General features: G+C 58.8%; 20 protein-coding genes and 1 pseudogene. 7 read left to right on the forward strand and 14 right to left on the reverse strand.

Going from position 1 to position 19133, the window contains the following annotated elements; all coding sequences use genetic code 11:
• Window positions 1-43 precede the first annotated feature (43 nt).
• The gene (locus Q9451_RS21550; RefSeq protein WP_003155741.1) at window positions 44-667 is read left to right on the forward strand and encodes a recombinase family protein; all 624 of its coding nucleotides are present in this window, start codon (window positions 44-46) and stop codon (window positions 665-667) included.
• Between the two features lie 162 nt (window positions 668-829).
• Here the strand turns inward: Q9451_RS21550 and Q9451_RS21555 are convergent, their stop codons facing one another.
• The 5 genes from Q9451_RS21555 to aac(6')-Ib all read right to left on the reverse strand — a co-directional run bounded on the left by Q9451_RS21555 (window position 830) and on the right by aac(6')-Ib (window position 4575).
• Window positions 830-1384: an aminoglycoside N-acetyltransferase AAC(6')-Ib3 gene (locus Q9451_RS21555; RefSeq protein ID WP_032488579.1), complete on the reverse strand. Its 555-nt coding sequence runs from the start codon at window positions 1382-1384 to the stop codon at window positions 830-832.
• Window positions 1385-1415: 31 nt separating this feature from the next.
• Entirely contained in the window at window positions 1416-2216 is an 801-nt protein-coding gene (locus Q9451_RS21560) for an oxacillin-hydrolyzing class D beta-lactamase OXA-10 (protein ID WP_000846390.1), read from the reverse strand.
• Window positions 2217-2250: 34 nt separating this feature from the next.
• Window positions 2251-3042, reverse strand: a complete 792-nt coding sequence (locus Q9451_RS21565; RefSeq protein ID WP_001261740.1) for an ANT(3'')-Ia family aminoglycoside nucleotidyltransferase AadA2 — start codon at window positions 3040-3042, stop codon at window positions 2251-2253.
• Window positions 3043-3129: 87 nt separating this feature from the next.
• Complete coding sequence (locus Q9451_RS21570; RefSeq protein ID WP_003108247.1) at window positions 3130-3930, reverse strand: subclass B1 metallo-beta-lactamase VIM-2; 801 nt, start codon at window positions 3928-3930, stop codon at window positions 3130-3132.
• Window positions 3931-4020: 90 nt separating this feature from the next.
• Complete coding sequence (gene aac(6')-Ib / locus Q9451_RS21575) at window positions 4021-4575, reverse strand: AAC(6')-Ib family aminoglycoside 6'-N-acetyltransferase (protein ID WP_012695458.1); 555 nt, start codon at window positions 4573-4575, stop codon at window positions 4021-4023.
• Between the two features lie 160 nt (window positions 4576-4735).
• On the opposite strand from aac(6')-Ib, the gene intI1 reads away from it, so the two are divergent.
• From intI1 to Q9451_RS21590, 3 genes and pseudogenes are all read left to right on the forward strand, one after another.
• Entirely contained in the window at window positions 4736-5749 is a 1014-nt protein-coding gene (gene intI1, locus Q9451_RS21580; RefSeq protein ID WP_000845048.1) for a class 1 integron integrase IntI1, read from the forward strand.
• Between the two features lie 212 nt (window positions 5750-5961).
• A pseudogene (locus tag Q9451_RS21585) lies at window positions 5962-6297 on the forward strand (AraC family transcriptional regulator); the annotation flags it as partial.
• A 100-nt stretch (window positions 6298-6397) separates the two neighbouring features.
• Window positions 6398-6958, forward strand: coding sequence for a nucleotidyltransferase family protein (locus Q9451_RS21590; RefSeq protein ID WP_012271453.1), 561 nt, complete (start codon window positions 6398-6400; stop codon window positions 6956-6958).
• Window positions 6959-6961: 3 nt separating this feature from the next.
• Here the strand turns inward: Q9451_RS21590 and Q9451_RS21595 are convergent, their stop codons facing one another.
• The 7 genes from Q9451_RS21595 to Q9451_RS21625 form a co-directional block, all read right to left on the reverse strand.
• Complete coding sequence (locus Q9451_RS21595; protein ID WP_223296405.1) at window positions 6962-8143, reverse strand: MFS transporter; 1182 nt, start codon at window positions 8141-8143, stop codon at window positions 6962-6964.
• A 197-nt stretch (window positions 8144-8340) separates the two neighbouring features.
• Entirely contained in the window at window positions 8341-8868 is a 528-nt protein-coding gene (locus Q9451_RS21600) for a ProQ/FinO family protein (protein ID WP_123108894.1), read from the reverse strand.
• Between the two features lie 111 nt (window positions 8869-8979).
• Window positions 8980-9534 (reverse strand): XRE family transcriptional regulator, encoded by a 555-nt coding sequence (locus Q9451_RS21605; protein ID WP_012271450.1) that lies wholly within the window; start codon window positions 9532-9534, stop codon window positions 8980-8982.
• Between the two features lie 180 nt (window positions 9535-9714).
• On the reverse strand, window positions 9715-11073 hold the full coding sequence (locus Q9451_RS21610) for an aspartate aminotransferase family protein (protein ID WP_012271449.1): 1359 nt from the start codon (window positions 11071-11073) through the stop codon (window positions 9715-9717).
• Window positions 11074-11141: 68 nt separating this feature from the next.
• Window positions 11142-11915: a gamma-glutamyl-gamma-aminobutyrate hydrolase family protein gene (locus tag Q9451_RS21615; RefSeq protein ID WP_012271448.1), complete on the reverse strand. Its 774-nt coding sequence runs from the start codon at window positions 11913-11915 to the stop codon at window positions 11142-11144.
• A gap of 72 nt (window positions 11916-11987) precedes the next feature.
• Window positions 11988-13334, reverse strand: a complete 1347-nt coding sequence (locus tag Q9451_RS21620) for a glutamine synthetase family protein (RefSeq protein WP_012271447.1) — start codon at window positions 13332-13334, stop codon at window positions 11988-11990.
• 27 nt (window positions 13335-13361) lie between these two features.
• Complete coding sequence (locus Q9451_RS21625; RefSeq protein ID WP_012271446.1) at window positions 13362-13916, reverse strand: XRE family transcriptional regulator; 555 nt, start codon at window positions 13914-13916, stop codon at window positions 13362-13364.
• 214 nt (window positions 13917-14130) lie between these two features.
• Here Q9451_RS21625 and Q9451_RS21630 point away from each other — a divergent pair, with 214 nt between their 5' ends.
• From Q9451_RS21630 to Q9451_RS21640, 3 genes are all read left to right on the forward strand, one after another.
• Window positions 14131-15024, forward strand: a complete 894-nt coding sequence (locus Q9451_RS21630) for a LysR substrate-binding domain-containing protein (RefSeq protein WP_049773292.1) — start codon at window positions 14131-14133, stop codon at window positions 15022-15024.
• A 152-nt stretch (window positions 15025-15176) separates the two neighbouring features.
• Window positions 15177-16310: an aminotransferase class V-fold PLP-dependent enzyme gene (locus Q9451_RS21635; RefSeq protein WP_012271444.1), complete on the forward strand. Its 1134-nt coding sequence runs from the start codon at window positions 15177-15179 to the stop codon at window positions 16308-16310.
• A 149-nt stretch (window positions 16311-16459) separates the two neighbouring features.
• On the forward strand, window positions 16460-17167 hold the full coding sequence (locus Q9451_RS21640) for a tellurite resistance TerB family protein (protein ID WP_012271443.1): 708 nt from the start codon (window positions 16460-16462) through the stop codon (window positions 17165-17167).
• Between the two features lie 16 nt (window positions 17168-17183).
• Here the strand turns inward: Q9451_RS21640 and Q9451_RS21645 are convergent, their stop codons facing one another.
• Window positions 17184-17894 carry a murein L,D-transpeptidase catalytic domain family protein gene (locus tag Q9451_RS21645; protein ID WP_041166678.1) on the reverse strand — a complete coding sequence of 237 codons (711 nt, stop codon included), beginning with the start codon at window positions 17892-17894 and terminating at the stop codon, window positions 17184-17186.
• A gap of 89 nt (window positions 17895-17983) precedes the next feature.
• Window positions 17984-19018 carry a L,D-transpeptidase gene (locus Q9451_RS21650; RefSeq protein ID WP_012271441.1) on the reverse strand — a complete coding sequence of 345 codons (1035 nt, stop codon included), beginning with the start codon at window positions 19016-19018 and terminating at the stop codon, window positions 17984-17986.
• Window positions 19019-19133 lie beyond the last annotated feature (115 nt).

Here is a 19133-nt window from a genome sequence, read left to right on the forward strand (position 1 = left end):
TCACACTGTCACATAATCGAACGTATACGTGACGGGTGAAAAGGTGCTGATCGGCTACATGCGGGTATCGAAGGCGGACGGATCCCAGTCCACCAATTTGCAACGCGATGCGCTCATCGCCGCTGGTGTGAGCCTTGCGCACCTTTACGAGGATCTGGCCTCGGGCAGGCGCGATGATCGCCCAGGGTTGGCTGCTTGCCTGAAGGCGCTTCGTGAAGGGGACACGCTGATCGTGTGGAAGCTCGATCGGCTTGGCCGTGATCTGCGCCACCTGATCAACACCGTGCACGACCTAACTGCGCGTAGCGTGGGCCTGAAGGTCCTGACCGGTCACGGTGCGGCGGTCGACACGACGACTGCCGCCGGCAAGCTTGTGTTCGGTATTTTTGCCGCGCTGGCCGAGTTCGAGCGTGAGTTGATTTCCGAGCGAACAGTCGCTGGACTTATCTCGGCGCGCGCTCGCGGCAGGAAAGGGGGGCGCCCCTTCAAGATGACCGCCGCCAAGCTACGCCTGGCGATGGCCAGCATGGGGCAACCGGAAACCAAGGTGGGCGATCTCTGCGAAGAACTCGGGATTACCCGGCAGACGCTCTACCGGCACGTGTCGCCCAAGGGCGAACTGCGGCCAGACGGCGTAAAGCTGCTCTCCCTCGGTTCAGCCGCATAAATGGAGGCGACCTGGAACGGGGCGCTGTTCAGTGCGGCAACGATCCGATTACCGGTGTCGACCCAGAGCAGCCGTAGAGCTTTTGGGAAAGCTGTCGTTCAACGTTTGACATGAGGGGCGGCCAAGGGCGCCAGCCCTTGGACGTCCCCCTCGATGGAAGGGTTAGGCATCACTGCGTGTTCGCTCGAATGCCTGGCGTGTTTGAACCATGTACACGGCTGGACCATCTGGGGTGGTTACGGTACCTTGCCTCTCAAACCCCGCTTTCTCGTAGCATCGGATCGCTCGCAAGTTGCTCGGCGACGGGTCCGTTTGGATCTTGGTGACCTCGGGATCATTGAACAGCAACTCAACCAGAGCTCGAACCAGCTTGGTTCCCAAGCCTTTGCCCAGTTGTGATGCATTCGCCAGTAACTGGTCTATTCCGCGTACTCCTGGATCGGTTTCTTCTTCCCACCATCCGTCCCCGCTTCCAAGAGCAACGTACGACTGGGCATACCCAATCGGCTCTCCATTCAGCATTGCAATGTATGGAGTGACGGACTCTTGCGCTAAAACGCTTGGCAAGTACTGTTCCTGTACGTCAGCAAGTGTCGGGCGTGCTTCTTCTCCGCCCCACCACTCGACGATATGAGATCGATTTAGCCACTCATAGAGCATCGCAAGGTCATGCTCAGTCATGAGGCGCAGTGTGACGGAATCGTTGCTGTTGGTCACGATGCTGTACTTTGTGATGCCTAACTTTGTTTTAGCCACCAATGATGCCCTCACTTTCCATGATTTTGGTGGGAATGGATTTTCTTAGCGGCAACTTACTTTCGTTGTCTATATCCATGTTAAAGGCGAAAAAGTAAACCTCTGTCTCCTTCTCAACCCACCCAACCCACCATGCGACACCAGGATTTGACTCAGTTCCCACACCAGAAAAACCAGTTTTTGAATGCACTAGATATTCAGGTGCCGCCTCCGTTACCAAAGCCTCTTTTACTATTAGCTGGTTTTCTTTAGATGCTGACAATTTATTTAAATATAGAGACTCTAGAAACTCCACTTGATTAACTGCGGAAATTCTAAGCTGGCCTTCCAACCAGAATTTGTCAATGCCACCACTGATATTCTGGTTGCCATAGGAAAATTTTTTAAGGTATTTCTGCATTCTTACTTCGCCAACTTCTCTGGCGATTTGTTGAAATACGGGAACAGCTGAAACTTGTATTGCCCCTCTTAAGGTCAAGTCTCTTTCCCATTGCTTCATGGCTCTTGGCTTTCCGTCCCATTTGAAAACCTGATGCTCATTCTTTATGACACCAGTTTCTAGGCCGATAATTGCGTTGGGGATCTTAAATGTTGATGCTGGAAGATATTCCTTTGATGCACGAGCTAAGTCATTGGTAGCGCAGGATTTACTGCTACTTTTACAAAGCACGAAGACACCATTGACGGCTTCGGCAGAGAACTCTTTGTTCCAAGACGTATTTTCTGTAATTGAACCAGCTAATGCCGTACTCGAAAGACACGCGATAATTACATATGCGGCAAATGTTTTCATGGCACCTTCTTGGTGGCTAACTTTGTTTTAGACATCATTTACCAACTGACTTGATGATCTCGCCTTTCACAAAGCGAATAAATTCTTCCAAGTGATCTGCGCGTGAGGCCAAGTGATCTTCTTTTTGTCCCAGATAAGCTTGCTTAGCTTCAAGTAAGACGGGCTGATACTGGGCAGGTAGGCGTTTTATTGCCCAGTCGGCAGCGACATCCTTCGGCGCGATTTTGCCGGTTATTGCGCTGTACCAAATGCGGGACAACGTAAGCACTACATTTCGCTCATCGCCGGCCCAGTCGGGCTGCGAGTTCCATAGCTTCAAGGTTTCCCTCAGCGCCTCGAATAGATCCTGTTCAGGAACCGGGTCAAAGAATTCCTCCGCTGCCGGACCTACCAAGGCAACGCTATGTTCTCTTGCTTTTGTAAGCAGGATAGCTAGATCAATGTCGATCATGGCTGGCTCGAAGATACCCGCAAGAATGTCATTGCGCTGCCATTCTCCAAATTGCAGCTCGCGCTTAGCCGGATAACGCCACGGGATGATGTCGTCATGCACGACAAGGGTGACTTCTATAGCGCGGAGCGTCTCGCTCTCGCCAGGGAAAGCCGAAGCCTCCATAAGGTCATTGAGCAATGCTCGCCGCGTCGTTTCATCAAGCTTTACGGCCACAGTAACCAACAAATCAATATCGCTGTATGGCTTCAGGCCGCCATCCACTGCGGAGCCGTACAAATGCACGGCCAGCAACGTTGATTCCAGATGGCGCTCAATGACGCTTAGCACCTCTGATAGTTGGTTCGAAATTTCGATGGTCACCGCTACCCTCATGATGTCTAACGCCGAAGTTCAGCCGCCAGAACGGAGCGCAGCGGAGTGATGGTCGGCTGCAACTTCATGTTATGCCGCATCTGCCTGCTACTCAACGACTGAGCGATTTGTGTGCGCTTTTACAACATTCGTTGTGTGCTTGAGCAAGTCTAGACCGCCCGGCAGGCCGTGCCCCGGAATGACGAACTGTGCTTCCGGGTAGTGTTGTTGAATCCGCTCAATGGAGGTGGGCCATTCAGCCAGATCGGCATCGGCCACGTTCCCCGCAGACGTGCGTGACAACTCATAAATCGCACAACCACCATAGAGCACACTCGCAGACGGGACGTACACAACTAAGTTGTCGGTCGAATGCGCAGCACCAGGATAGAAGAGTTCTACTGGACCGAAGCGCACTGCGTCCCCGCTCGATGAGAGTCCTTCTAGAGAGTGCGTGGGAATCTCGTTCCCCTCTACCTCGGCTAGCCGGCGTGTCGACGGTGATGCGTACGTTGCCACCCCAGCCGCCCGAAGGACATCAACGCCGCCGACGCGGTCGTCATGAAAGTGCGTGGAGACTGCACGCGTTACAGGAAGTCCAATTTGCTTCTCAATCTCCGCGAGAAGTGCCGCTGTGTTTTTCGCACCCCACGCTGTATCAATCAAAAGCAACTCATCACCATCACGGACAATGAGACCATTGGACGGGTAGACTGCGCCATCAAACGACTGCGTTGCGATATGCGACCAAACACCATCGGCAATCTGGTAAAGCCGGACCTCCCCGACCGGAATTTCGCTGACTGTCGGATACTCACCGCTAGAATCTACGGAAAAAGCGAGCGGACTCGCAATAGCCATGATAGACGCGGTCAAATAGACCAATAACTTACTCAAAAGTTTGAACATCAAAACTCCATGGGGGTGAGTGCGGCATAACGTTTGACATGAGGGGCGGCCAAGGGCGCCAGCCCTTGGACGTCCCCCTCGATGGAAGGGTTAGGCATCACTGCGTGTTCGCTCGAATGCCTGGCGTGTTTGAACCATGTACACGGCTGGACCATCTGGGGTGGTTACGGTACCTTGCCTCTCAAACCCCGCTTTCTCGTAGCATCGGATCGCTCGCAAGTTGCTCGGCGACGGGTCCGTTTGGATCTTGGTGACCTCGGGATCATTGAACAGCAACTCAACCAGAGCTCGAACCAGCTTGGTTCCCAAGCCTTTGCCCAGTTGTGATGCATTCGCCAGTGACTGGTCTATTCCGCGTACTCCTGGATCGGTTTCTTCTTCCCACCATCCGTCCCCGCTTCCAAGAGCAACGTACGACTGGGCATACCCAATCGGCTCTCCATTCAGCATTGCAATGTATGGAGTGACGGACTCTTGCGCTAAAACGCTTGGCAAGTACTGTTCCTGTACGTCAGCAAGTGTCGGGCGTGCTTCTTCTCCGCCCCACCACTCGACGATATGAGATCGATTTAGCCACTCATAGAGCATCGCAAGGTCATGCTCAGTCATGAGGCGCAGTGTGACGGAATCGGTGCTGTTGGTCACGATGCTGTACTTTGTGATGCCTAACTTTGTTTTAGGGCGACTGCCCTGCTGCGTAACATCGTTGCTGCTCCATAACATCAAACATCGACCCACGGCGTAACGCGCTTGCTGCTTGGATGCCCGAGGCATAGACTGTACAAAAAAACAGTCATAACAAGCCATGAAAACCGCCACTGCGCCGTTACCACCGCTGCGTTCGGTCAAGGTTCTGGACCAGTTGCGTGAGCGCATACGCTACTTGCATTACAGTTTACGAACCGAACAGGCTTATGTCCACTGGGTTCGTGCCTTCATCCGTTTCCACGGTGTGCGTCACCCGGCAACCTTGGGCAGCAGCGAAGTCGAGGCATTTCTGTCCTGGCTGGCGAACGAGCGCAAGGTTTCGGTCTCCACGCATCGTCAGGCATTGGCGGCCTTGCTGTTCTTCTACGGCAAGGTGCTGTGCACGGATCTGCCCTGGCTTCAGGAGATCGGAAGACCTCGGCCGTCGCGGCGCTTGCCGGTGGTGCTGACCCCGGATGAAGTGGTTCGCATCCTCGGTTTTCTGGAAGGCGAGCATCGTTTGTTCGCCCAGCTTCTGTATGGAACGGGCATGCGGATCAGTGAGGGTTTGCAACTGCGGGTCAAGGATCTGGATTTCGATCACGGCACGATCATCGTGCGGGAGGGCAAGGGCTCCAAGGATCGGGCCTTGATGTTACCCGAGAGCTTGGCACCCAGCCTGCGCGAGCAGCTGTCGCGTGCACGGGCATGGTGGCTGAAGGACCAGGCCGAGGGCCGCAGCGGCGTTGCGCTTCCCGACGCCCTTGAGCGGAAGTATCCGCGCGCCGGGCATTCCTGGCCGTGGTTCTGGGTTTTTGCGCAGCACACGCATTCGACCGATCCACGGAGCGGTGTCGTGCGTCGCCATCACATGTATGACCAGACCTTTCAGCGCGCCTTCAAACGTGCCGTAGAACAAGCAGGCATCACGAAGCCCGCCACACCGCACACCCTCCGCCACTCGTTCGCGACGGCCTTGCTCCGCAGCGGTTACGACATTCGAACCGTGCAGGATCTGCTCGGCCATTCCGACGTCTCTACGACGATGATTTACACGCATGTGCTGAAAGTTGGCGGTGCCGGAGTGCGCTCACCGCTTGATGCGCTGCCGCCCCTCACTAGTGAGAGGTAGGGCAGCGCAAGTCAATCCTGGCGGATTCACTACCCCTGCGCGAAGGCCATCGGTGCCGCATCGAACGGCCGGTTGCGGAAAGTCCTCCCTGCGTCCGCTGATGGCCGGCAGCAGCCCGTCGTTGCCTGATGGATCCAACCCCTCCGCTGCTATAGTGCAGTCGGCTTCTGACGTTCAGTGCAGCCGTCTTCTGAAAACGACAGCTCAACCGCCCAGGCATTGTCGATGATGTGAAAACCCAGGTTCGCGCCCTGTTGGGCGACGGCTACCCGAGCCTGGAGCAGGTAGCCGAGCAATTGCGCCTGCCCAGCTGGACCGTGCAACGCCGCCTGCAGGAGCAGGGGCTGAGTTTTTCGACCCTGGTCGACACCGTGCGCCAGGAGCTGGCGACCTATTACCTGCAGCAGTCGGCGCTGCCGATTTCCGAGTTGGCATTGCTGCTGGGGTACTCGGAAATCAGCGCGTTCTCGCGGGCGTTTCGCCGCTGGTTCGATGTCAGCCCCAAACAATGGCGCCAGGCGCACAAGGGGCAGAGGGTGGATGCCTAGCACTGGAGCTGCTGCTTGCGTGCATCGCATGCTTCGCGGATGTGCCCACTATCACAGGGTAAACTCGCTCCTTGGCAAGCAGCCTTCAAGGACGACACCCATGTATTCACTGACTGATGAACAGGTTCTGGCGACCATCCAGGAAAACCCGATAAACCGGGCACTGCTGGCCATCTTGCCAACGCTGGATATGCCTCACTCCATGCTAACGGCCGGCGCGCTGTTCCAGACCTTCTGGAACCAACGCGCCGGGCGGCCTGTCGCGTGGGGTATCAAGGACTACGACATCGCCTATTTCGACACCGACTTGTCCTGGGAAGCAGAAGACCGGGTTATCGCCAAGGTTCAGCAGGCGTGTGCGCACCTGGGCGTCAACGTCGAAGTGCGCAATCAGGCCCGCGTTCACCTGTGGTACCAAGCGAAATTCGGCGGCACCTACTCGGCATTGCACAAGGTTACCGATGGCATTGACCGCTACCTGATCCGCTCGACCTGCCTGGGCGTCGATGTGCTCACGGGCTCGTTGTACAGCACCCATGGCCTGGAAGACTTGCAGAACAACCTTTTGAGGATGAACGAACTGAATCCACGCCCCGACTTGTTCAAGGCAAAAGCTGCCAGCTACCGGGAGCGCTGGCCATGGCTTGAGTTGATCGAGTGAGGTCTACGCCATGGCGTTGTGCAAGTTGCCCTTGCGCCACACCAGCCGTCCGAGCGTAATCGACCAATTGAGCACGGATACCCCCAGCAGGATCAACAGCATCATCGACAAACCTTTGTCGATGATGATTTTGCCGGCAAGGAACGGGAACCCGAATACACCAACAAAATAAGAAAGGCTGAACAGCAGCAGAGACTGCGTGGTTGTGCCCTCTGGTGCCTCGTTCGCCGCGAGGCCGTTGATCACCGAATAGGTCAGGCCATAGCCAACGCCCAGAATGACCGCTGCCAGGATGTACCCAAGGTTCCCGGCAACAACGTATTTGAACATCAATAACGCCACTACGATCAGCCCGGACAGCAGACACGACATCCGATAGGGATCGCGCCTTACCACCACCCCCGCTACAAACATGCGCCCGGCAATGGCAGCACTCATGAAACCTATGAAGAAAACCGAGTAGTCGAGGGCTTTTTCATGGGCATAGCTGGTTTGAAAACTTGAAAGCCCGCCAAAGATCGCACCGCCCAGGCCTACCATCAGGATCGGGAATACAGCCCTTGAGCCCAGGACTTTTTGCGTTGCCTGCCAGGACAGTCTGGACACTGATGCGCTAAAGCGATTGGGTAATTGGACGAACGCATTGGCCATGCGCCAGAACAGCACTACGCCGATCAGGCTAGCCAGTGCTGCAACAAAAAAGGTGGCAGTGACCGGCAAACCCATTTGGCTAGCCAGGCGCCCGACCAAGGGCGCCGAGCCAATGCCGCTCATCATACTGCCCGAGAGCAATGCAAAATAGCGCGAGCGCTGTGCCGGGGGAACGATCGTTGCCACGATGATCGGGCCCAGGGTATAGAAAACGCCCCAGCCTATGCCCAGCAGCAAGCCGAACATCATCATCAGGTTTGTATGGCTGGCACTCATGGCAAACCCCACGTTCGCAGCCACCAGTGCCAGACCGCAATAAGCAATCGAGCGTGCAGCGCCGAGGCGATCTGACAAGTGCCCGGAAACCAGCACGGCAGCAAACGTACTCAACATGGCGGCTGAGATCACATGGCCCGCATCCTGCTCGTTGCCACCTTGGGTAGCCACCAGCAATGCAAGCAGGAAGGTCGAGCCATAAGACAACGACAGCAAGTAACTGGCAAAACAGAACACGCTGAACAGGGGCTTTGACACGACCCTATTGCGTTCACCCTCGAAAACCATGAGAAACCCTGAGTGATTGGACCGAACACGCAGTGTGCGTGGCGGGCCGGAACAGGGTAAATCCAGGATTTTTGATCTGAAGGTAAGTTGCCACACACCTAACGCAGGCGGCAGCCCCCGCAAGGGGCTGCCCTCCAGCGTGGCGACAGGGCAACGCGCGGCTTAATTCAGTCGGTAGTCTGCACTGCTGCGGTGTCGGCGGCGGAGGCCTGCGACTGCGACTGCGACTGCGACTGCGCTTTGGACTTCGCCCGGTTGCGGCGGTCCTGGCTACGTTGCCGCGAGGCTTGCTGCTTCGCATGCAGTGCCTGGGCGGCGGTCACAACGCCAGCTGCCTGCCCGTTCAGGTCCAGACGCGGTGCATCTTCCACCATGCTTGCCCAGTATCGAGCACCCCGGCACCACGTAGAAATGCCCAGTTTCAGCTGCTCACGGGTTAACCCAAGCAGCTCCAAGTGTTGCTCGGCATCCTTGAAAATGCCCTCCTTGAGCGGCACCTTGGGGGCAGGATTGACCGGGAAAGCCAAGGGAAAATGCTTCTGCAGAGGCCAAATCGCTGCCACCGCCGGGTCCTGCTCACGCGGCTTCGCCTGCGCGGGCGACTTGCGCTTGGGCGGTTTCGGGCTATCGGCCTTGGTCTGCCCTTTTTCCGCCCGCAGGCGGTCACGTAGCTCAGCTAGTTGTTCAAAACCCATCGTTCATTCACTGCTTCGAAGTTGTTTGCGTGGCATAAGGATACCCCATGCAGCCAGCATATTGCTTGCAGGCCAACTTTCCCGGCCAGCCGGATGCGACGCACAAGCCCCTCAGCTGAACACCCAAAGCACGCGCGTGGGCTTGTCGGTGAGGTTGGCGTAACGAAAACTGGCATGGGGTTGCAACTGAAAACTGTCACTGGCGCGCAGCGTGACCGGCTCACCGCCGTCCAGCCAGACGGTCAGTTCGCCTTCGAGCACGAAGCAGCCTTGCTCCGAGCTGTCGTCCAGGTACTCTTCGCCACTGCTGGCCCCCGGCTGCAAATGGCTATCGAGCATGGAGAACGCCCCCGTTATCGTGGGGGATGCCAGCACATCGGTGATGCCGCCGGCCAGATGCAGCGTGCGGCGCTCGTGAGGGCGGGTGACCCAGTCGAGCTCGCGGGGTTTGTCCAGCTTGTAGAAGTAGGCGGTCGAGACACCGAGCTCTTCGCTGATGGCAGTGAGGTCGGCCACGGTCGGGCGCGATACGCCGCGTTCGACCTGGGACAGAAAGCCTACCGAACGGCCGATGCGCTGGGCCAGCTCGCCCAATGTCAGGCCTTTGAATTTGCGCAGGTCGCGAATCAGTACTGCCAGGCCTTCGATTTCTTCGTGCACTTTCATAGTTGAATCGCGACTTTCGGATGGGTGATGAATGCCCTGAAAAGTACATGATTCATCTCACAAAGCAAAATGCTTCAGGGTTCGCTGGCTGTCAGCCAAGCCAGCGCCCACAGTTGCAATGCATGTCTCAACCCTGTGGGAGCTGGCTTGCCGGCGATGGGCTGCGAAGCAGCCCCTTTCTTACCGAACAGCTTCGTACGTCAGGTCCAGGCACTTGCGAGCCTTCTGCACCAGCTCGTCGATCTCTTCGACACTGATCACCAGCGGTGGCGCGATGATCATGGTGTCGCCCACGGCGCGCATGATCAGGCCGTTGTCGAAGCAGTGCTGGCGGCAGATCATGCCGACACCTTTGCCTTCATAACGGGCGCGGGTGGCCTTGTCCTTCACCAGCTCGATCGCACCGAGCATGCCCAAGCCGCGGACTTCGCCTACCAGCGGGTGGTCGGCCAGTTCGCGCAGGCGTTGCTGCAGATAAGGTGCGGTTTTATCGTGCACCTGCTGGATGATCTGCTCGTCGCGCAGAATGCGCAGGTTCTCCAGGCCCACCGCAGCCGCTACCGGGTGGCCGGAATAGGTGAAGCCGTGGTTGAAGTCGCCGCCTTCGCTGATGACCTTGGCCACTTCGTCACGCACGATCACTCCGCCCATGGGGATGTAACCGGAGGTCAGGCCCTTGGCGATGGTCATCAGGTCGGGCTTGAGGTCGTAGTAGTCAGTACCGAACCACTCACCGGTACGGCCGAAACCGCAAATGACTTCGTCGGCGACGAAGAGGATGTCGTACCTGGCCAGGATTTCCTTGACCTTCGGCCAGTAGGTCTGCGGCGGGATGATCACACCGCCGGCGCCCTGGATCGGCTCGGCGATGAAGGCGGCAACGTTGTCCACGCCAACTTCGAGGATCTTCTTCTCCAACTGCTCGGCCGCCCACACGCCGAAGTCGGCCTCGGTCATGTCGCCGCCTTCACCGAACCAGTAGGGCTGCGGGATGTGCACGATATCCGGGATCACCCCGCCCTGCTGGTGCATACCGCTCATGCCGCCCAGGGCCGCGCCCGCCACGGTAGAGCCGTGGTAACCGTTGATGCGGCCGATGATGACGTTCTTGTTTTTCTTGCCCTTCAACGCCCAGTAATGGCGAACCATGCGCAGTACGGTGTCGTTGCCTTCGGAGCCGGAGCCTGTGAAGAACACGTGGTTCATGCCTTGCGGCGCCACATCGGCGATTGCCTTGGCCAGCTCCAGCGCAGGCGGGTGGGCAGTCTGGAAGAACAGGTTGTAGTAAGGCAGCTGCTTCATCTGCTGGCTGGCGACCTCGGCCAGCTCGTCGCGACCATAGCCGACCGCCACGCACCACAGGCCCGCCATGCCATCGAGAATCTTGTTACCTTCACTGTCCCAGAGGTACACGCCCTTGGCCGAGGTGATAATGCGCGGGCCTTTTTCGGCCAGTTGTTTGACATCGCTGAACGGGGCCAGGTGGTGGTCGCGGCTCAGCGCTTGCCAGGCCTGGGTCTGCGAATTCTGTTCACTCATTGACTTCACTCCATCAAGTTGCGCAGCGGTGCTGCGCGGGTATTTTCGTAGGTGGGCAAGGTGGCTGTTCAGGCGGACAGCAACAGCCTCTGGCGCAGCACCGAGCGCTGCCGGCAGGCCTTGCCGAATGACTGGAAGATGGCCAGGTACTGCGGGTTGTCCATGACCTGGAACTCCGGGTGCCATTGCACGGCCAGGGCAAACCCCTTGCTGTTCTCGACCGAAATCGCTTCCACCAGGCCATCTGGTGCCAATGCTTCCACCCGTAGCCCCGGGGCCAGTACATCAATGCCCTGGCCGTGGATGGAATTGACGTCGAAGATCGCCGGCAAGCCCATGCGGTCGAGCAGGCCACCGGGCTCCACATGCATGGTGTGACGCGGGCCATACTGCTTTTCGATGGGCTCGCCCTTGCCTTCGCGGTGATCCATGAACACCCCAGCCTCGTGGACCTTCTGGTACAGGGTGCCGCCCAACGCCACGTTCATTTCCTGAAAGCCACGGCAAATGCCAAGTACGGGCACACCGGCGGCGATGGCCGCACGCATCAGCGGCAACGTGGTGGCATCACGCAAAGGGTCATGATGGGTGCCTACCGCACTGGCCGGGCCGTTGTAGTGAAACGGCTCGATGTTGGACGGCGAACCGGTGAAGATCAGCCCATCCACCACGTCGAGAATATCGGCGCTGTCCATCAGGTCACCGAGGCTGGGGATCACGATGGGCAGCCCACACGCCGCTTTGGCGGCCGCGCGTGCGTACTTCTCGGCGATGGTCTGGGTGGCATGCTGCTCAATCATGCTGGTGCATGCGGTAATGCCAATAACGGGCACACGTGGCATATCTTCCTCCGGCAAATCGGTATTGCGCGTGGTATTCAAACGTTGAAAAAGCGTCTGTTCGGACCGCAGCAGTCAAAGGAACCAGCGGTATTCGCGGGCATCGATGTGGCGCATGAAGTCCAGTTGCTCCTGGTATTTGTTTTCGCAATAAACCATCACGAACTCACTGCCCAGGCCTTCGTTGACCACCGGGTGGTGACGCATGGCGGCCAGAGCGCTGAGGGCATCCTTGGGGAAGTCGATGCCGCTCTGGCGGTTGTCGTTCAACGGCGCAATGGGTTCCACGCCACGGTCCAGGCCATGCTCCATCCCGGTCAGGATGGCCGCCAGCACCAGATACGGGTTGGCATCGGCGCCCGCGAGGCGGTGCTCGATGCGCAGGTTGCGCGGGTCGGATTCAGGGATGCGAATGCACGCATCACGGTCCTCGAAGCCCCAGCTGGCCTTGCTCGCCGCGTTGACCATCGCGCCATAACGGCGGTAGGCATTGTGGTTGGGGGCAAAGATCGGCATGCAGTGCGGCAGCAGCTCCAGGCACCCTGCCACCGCATGACGCAGCTTGCGCTGCTCGGCACCGGCCAGGATGTTGTTGCCGGCGTCGTCGTACAGGCTGACATGCACATGCATGCCGCTGCCTGGCGCGTCCAGGTACGGCTTGCTCATGAAGCTGGCGCGGTAGCCGTGCTTCATCGCGATACCCCGGGTACTGCGGCAGAACAGCGCCGACCAGTCCGCCGCGCTCAGGGCATCGTCGCTGTGGGAGAAGTTGATTTCGAACTGGCCGGGGCCTAGCTCTGCGGTGATCACGTTCGCCGGCACGCCCTGCTCGTTGGCGCCATCGACCATCTCGTGCAGCACCGACGAGAAGCGCGACAGCCGCTCGATGTGCATGTTCGGTTGGTCGTCTTCGTCCCCGGTCGCCGTGTCGCGCGGGTACTGCGGCAGGCCGTTATCGAGCTTGCGGTCGAACAGGTAGAACTCCAGTTCGAACGCCACCACCGGGCGGATACCACGCTTGGCCAGGCGCTGAAGCACGCGAGCCAGCACTTCTCGGGGTTCGAACTCGATCGGCTTGGCAGTGCCGTCGGAGGTGATGAGCATCTGGGCGATCACTTCCTTTTCCCAGCGCACCGGCTTGAGGGTGCCCGGTACCAGGCGCCGCGCGGCATCCGGGTCGCCGTCGGCGAAGCAGTAGTCACCAATCGGGTAGAGCCCACCCTGGGTGCCCAGCAGCACGCAGTTCTGCGGCAGCTTCAAAGGCGCACCGGCTGCGACTTTCTCCAGCATGTCGATGGGGTAGCGCTTGCCATAGAAATGCCCGGGGATATCCAGTGCAATCAAGTCGACATAGCGTAATGCCGGGTGTTCTGCTCGGAACGAGCGCACTTCAGCCAGCAGATCCGGAAAGATGACACTCATCTTCTTATCCTTGTGAGGTGAACGAATTCAATTGAAGACCCAGAGCACACGGGTGGTCTTTTCCGTCAGGTTGGCGTAACGGAATTGCGCGTGGGGTTGCAGCTGGAAGCAGTCGTTGGCGTGCAGGGTCACGGCGTCACCCTGGTCCAGCCATACCGTGAGCTCGCCTTCGAGCACGAAGCAGCCCTGCTCGGAACGATCGCTCAGGTAGTCCTCGCCACTGGTGGCGCCGGGCTCGAGATGGCTGTCGAGCATGGCGAACGCGCCGGCGATGGTCGGCGAGGCCAGCACGTCGGTAATGCCCGACTCCAGGTACAGCGTGCGCCGCTCATGGGGGCGCGTGACCCAGCCGATGCTGCGGGGCTTGCTCAGGTTGTAGAAGTACGCGGTGGATACGCCGAGCGCTTCGCTGATAGCGGTGAGGTCCGCCACGGTCGGGCGTGAAACACCGCGTTCGACCTGGGAGAGAAAACCGACAGAGCGGTTGATGCGCTCGGCCAGTTCACCCAAGGTCAGGTTCTTGAATTTGCGCAGGTCGTGAATAAGGATCGCGAGGGCTTCAACCTCTTCGTGCATCTTCATCGTTTCGGACTGCCGTGAAATTTTTATGTTTATTTTTCATGAAAAATTACACTAAAAATTTCACGAGTCAAGCTGCACGATGAAAAACCGCTGCCGCGAAAAGAGCGCTTGAGGTTCAGGCGCTTGAATTGAAGGCGCTGGCGCGGGTTTCTTTAAAGGTGCTCAGGGAGTAGCCTCGGCAATGAATTTTTCCAGCCCGGCCATTGCCAACGTCATGCCAAACGGTTTCCCTGAATTGCCCTCGCTTAATGCGCTACGCGTGTTTGAAGTGGTCGCCCGCCACCTTAACTTCCGCCTGGCCGCCGAAGAATTGGGCGTGACCCAGGCGGCAGTTGCACAACAGATACGCGGGCTGGAGGCAAGCCTGAACCTTCGCCTGTTCGAGCGCCTGCCCCGGGGCCTGGCACTGACCGATGCAGGGCTGGGTTACAGCGGCAGCATCCGCAGTGCCCTGGCCATGATCGATGAGGCGACACGCCTGCTGCGGCCACAATCAGCGCACCTTACGGTCAGCGTTACCCCGACCTTTGCCTCCAAATGGCTTATTCCCAGGCTGGGCAGTTTTGCGCAAAGCCACCCGGACATCGATTTACGTGTGCTGGCTACAGATCGACTGTCCCACTTCAACACCGATGGCGTGGATATCGCCGTCCGCTATGGCAAGCCCGAAATCGGCGCAGGCCTGAACAGCGAACTGTTGATGGAGGATCGCATCGTCGCAGTGGCCAGCCCTGCGTTGTTCGAGGGCAGCCAAGTCCCCGCCAGCTTCGAGCAACTGCAAGATTTCATCATGCTCCACGATGCCCATAACTTCTGGCCTCAGTTCCTTGCTGCAGTGTTTCCGCAACACGTGCAACCGACCGCCAAGAACCTGCGGTTCAATCAGACCTCATTGGCCATTGATGCGGCCATCAGTGGCCAGGGCATTGCGTTGGCCAGCCTGGCGTTCGTCAGTGATGACATCGTCGCCGGCAGGCTGATTCAAGTCTTCGCTCAGCAGCTCAGGCTCGACAAGTCGTTCTATCTGGTGTGGCCACGCAAGCTGCAGCAGCCTGAGTCGCTTGGCGTCGTGCAACACTGGCTGAAGCAACAGACAGGCAATAGTTAATCTACGGTTAGAGCAAAGTTTAGCGGTCACCGGTACCGGTGAGGCTGTTGATAAGGTCGACCGAAGCCGCACACCGCCCTGCCCCGTCTTGTCATTTGCCAGGGCTTAGGGCAGGGTCGATACCACGGACATCTCTGCCAAGGAGTCACCCCATGTCAACGCTCTACTCCAGTATTGATCCTGAGGGGCTGGTCGAGTACTCGGTGGTGTACACCGACCGCTCGCTCAATCACATGTCTCAGGCATTTCAAGGCGTGATGAAGAACATTTCCAAGACCCTGAAACAGGTCTATGGCGCCCAGGCTGTTGCGGTAGTGCCGGGCAGCGGTACATTCGGCATGGAAGCAGTTGCGCGCCAGTTTGCCACTGGCCAGCAATGCCTGGTGATACGCAACGGCTGGTTCAGTTATCGCTGGAGCCAAATCCTCGATACGGGCAACATCCCGGCGGCCACCACGGTGCTGAAAGCCCGACCGGTCGACACGGGGCGCCAGGCGGCCTACGCGCCACCGCCTCTGGAGCAAGTGCTGGCGGCAATTGAGGCGCACAAGCCTCAGATTGTCTTCGCGCCCCACGTTGAAACCTCATCAGGGATTATCCTGCCCGACGATTACCTGCGGGCCGTCGGCGATGCCGTGCATGCAGTGGGTGGCCTGTTCGTACTGGACTGCATCGCCTCCGGCACGATTTGGGTCGATATGCACAAGTGCGCGGTCGACCTGCTGATCAGCGCACCGCAAAAAGGCTGGAGCGCCTCACCTTGCTGCGCCTTGGTGATGTTCAGCGCGTTGGCCCTCGAACGCATCGAGCACACACAGAGCAGCAGCTTTGCCTGCGACCTGAAAAAGTGGCTTCAGATCATGCAGGCCTACGAGCAAGGTGGGCATGCGTACCATGCGACCATGCCCAGCGATTCGCTCGCACGGTTCAACGACGTGGTGAACGAGATGCAAGCCTACGGCTTCGACAAGGTCCGCGCGGAACAACAGGCGCTAGGTGATCGGGTGCGCGCCCTGTTGACTGGTAAAGGCATCAAGAGCGTGGCCGCATCGGGCTTTCAGGCACCGGGCGTCGTGGTGAGCTACACCGATGATGCCGATATCAAGAGCGGCAGGAAATTTGCCGATCACGGCCTGCAGATAGCCGCCGGCGTGCCGTTGCAATGTGACGAGCCAGCCGACTTCCAGACCTTCCGCATCGGCCTGTTCGGGCTCGAAAAGCTGCACAATATCGAGCGCACGGTCAGCACCCTTGAGCAGGCATTGGACGAAGTGATGAGAGGCTGAGCCAGTACCCTGGCTGCAGCACCTGCCATATGGGTGCCTGACCCGACCTTGGCCCTTCTGGGCCAAGTCTGCCAAACGGTCATGGCAGTTCGCCTCGAGGGGGCTATCGTTGCTTGTCTGGGCAACGACTACCGACCGAGGGCGGTGCCATGAACACGACTGATCTACTCGAACAGCTGCTGCGCGCCGGACAAGGCTCGCGAGCGCAACAAGGGAACGGCGGCCTGGCATCGCAAGACGGCCTGGGCGGCTTGCTGGGAGGGCTGCTTGGCGGCGGCAGTGCAACGGGTGGCGCTGGCGGTCTTGGTGGTTTACTGGGCGGGCTTTTGGGTGGCGGCAGCGCGCTTGGCTCTACCCAGGGCCGCTCTGCGGGTGGCACCAATTATGCCGCGCTGGCGTCGTTGGGCATGATGGCGTTCCAGGCCTATCAAAGCTGGCAACGCAGCCAGGCAGCCGCCCCGCAACAGGCCATGCGTACGGTCGATCAACTGTCGGGCGCCGAAGCCGAAGGCCACAGCCATGCGGTACTGCGCGCATTGATCGCGGCAGCCAAGGCTGACGGTCGCATCGACGAGCAAGAAGAACAGTTGATCTACGCCGAAATCAAACGCCACACCAGCGACCCGCAACTGCAGCAATGGCTGGATGAGGAGGTCAGCAAACCACTCGATGCAGCCGAGGTGGCACAGTCTGCCCAGGACCCCGCCATGGCTGCCGAAATGTACCTGGCTAGCGTGATGCTGGTGGATGACCAGCAGCCCGCAGAGCGGGCCTACCTGGACGAACTGGCCAGCGCACTGCAAATCGATCCGACGTTGCAGGTGCACCTGGAGCAACAGGCCAAGGGTAATCAGTAACTACCCACCGTTGCCTCTACTTGCTGGCGAGCGACTGATTTGCCAGCGGGCAGCTCTGTGCGTTGAGAAAACGTGATGTTTTCAGCCAGTTCTGCTGCGGGTAATAGGCAAACACATAGCTACCGCGTTGCAACGTCTCGATCAGCTTGCCGGCAATGGCCGGCCGAACGGCAGGGCAGCCCTGGCTGCGCCCCAGGCGCCCTAGGCCGGGCACAACCTTGGGGTCGGCATACGCGGCGGCATGCATCACGATTGCCCGCGACATGCTGTTGTCGTTGAACCCCGGCTCCAACCCTTGCAGGCGCAGCGAGCGGCCATGCTTGCCGCTGTAGGTCTGGCCGGTTTCATACAGGCCGATGGAGGACTGGTAACTGTTCGGCGCGTTGGAGAACGTGGTCGGCACATCGGCGCCGCTGTTCTTGCCATGGGCGACCCACTCTTCGAACAGCAGTTTCCGGGCCCGCAGGTCGAACACCCACAGGCGTTTGTCACGCGAGGCCTTGGAGTAATCGATCACCGTCAGCAACTTGTTCGCGTCGTTGTGACTGGCGCATGAATAGGCAGTAAGGGCCAGGGCCAAGGTGGACAGGTTGGCGTTCGGCGCCAACTGCTGCAGCTCGGCAGCACTAGGCAGAGATTGCGCGTAGGCAGCAGGCCAGGCGCTCAAGAAAAACAGGCCAATACTGGCCACCGAGAGCCGGACGGCTCCGCGCAAAGGTTCAAGCATCGACATAGGTACCCTGTTGAAAACGTGTCTTATCTGCCTTGTTTGCAGCCAAAAACCGCTACTTTGCTTGATTTACTGAAGATTGCCGATCATTTCTTGACCAATGGTTTAGATTCTTCACTGCCCTCGGTGCTGATCACCGTGAATTGTCCATTGCTGCGGGTATCCCGAGTAGACGCCCAGTCAGTGATCACCAGCATCGTGCCAACGTCCATTGCCGCTCGTAGATGACGGCGAAATTCCGGGTTGATGTTCAATTGCCCCAATTGTTCATAAGGCGTATTCCCATACTCCGGGTTGCTCAAGCCCACCACTGACCAGCGTAAGGGTAGCCCGCCATCGAGTGCCAAGCTGGATGGCTTTTGCAACAGGGAATACACCGCCATGCCACTGCGATGCTGGCCGCTTTCAGCCGAAAGTGCCGGCGCCGAACCGATCAACTGGCCACCGCGGAACACGTAGGCCCGCAAGTCGGCGCGGCTGATCAGGATCGACAGTGGCCCAGCCGTCGGGTCTGGGTCGTTCCAGAACTGTTGGTTGTTCAATACCAGCGGGCCTTGGGCCTTGCCATCGCTGACCGTAGGCGCCAGCACGCCGGGGTGGTAGACCTCCACCGGCGCACTGTTGGTATCGGAAACGATGACAGTCGTCGAACTGAAACCGGTGACTTCGTACAGCTTCTTGGCAAAGTCCATCGGCAACCGGACACAACCATGCGAAGCGGGGTAGCCCGGCAGATGGCCAGCGTGCAAGGCAATGCCGTCCCACGTCAGGCGCTCCATATAGGGCATCGGCGCGCTGTTGTAGAGGCTGGATTTGTGCTCGACCTTCTTCTGCAGAATGCTGAATACCCCGGTGGGGGTTTCCCGGCCTGGCTTGCCGCTGCTCACGGTACTGACGCCAATGGCAATGCCATTGCGATAGACGTAGGCACGTTGCTCGGTAAGGCTCACCACCACGGTCACCGGCCCTACCGGCGAAACCTGCGGGTACCAGAGAAACTGGCCAGGCTTGAGGCTTTCGAGCTGGCTCCTCAGTGCGGCCGGGGTGGGCACCTGCAATGGGGCTGCTTCGACCAAGGCAGCGGCAAGTAACAGACCCAGTCCGAGCGATACATTCGACATCGAAAAGCCCCCATAGAATCCTGTTGGCAGATTAGTCCGAACATTCCCTTGAAAGCCACCCGTTCAGCGCGTCAGCTCAACCTGGTGAACAGGTAAGCATCCCCGCCTGGCGCGT

Source organism: Pseudomonas sp. NY8896 (assembly GCF_039634505.1).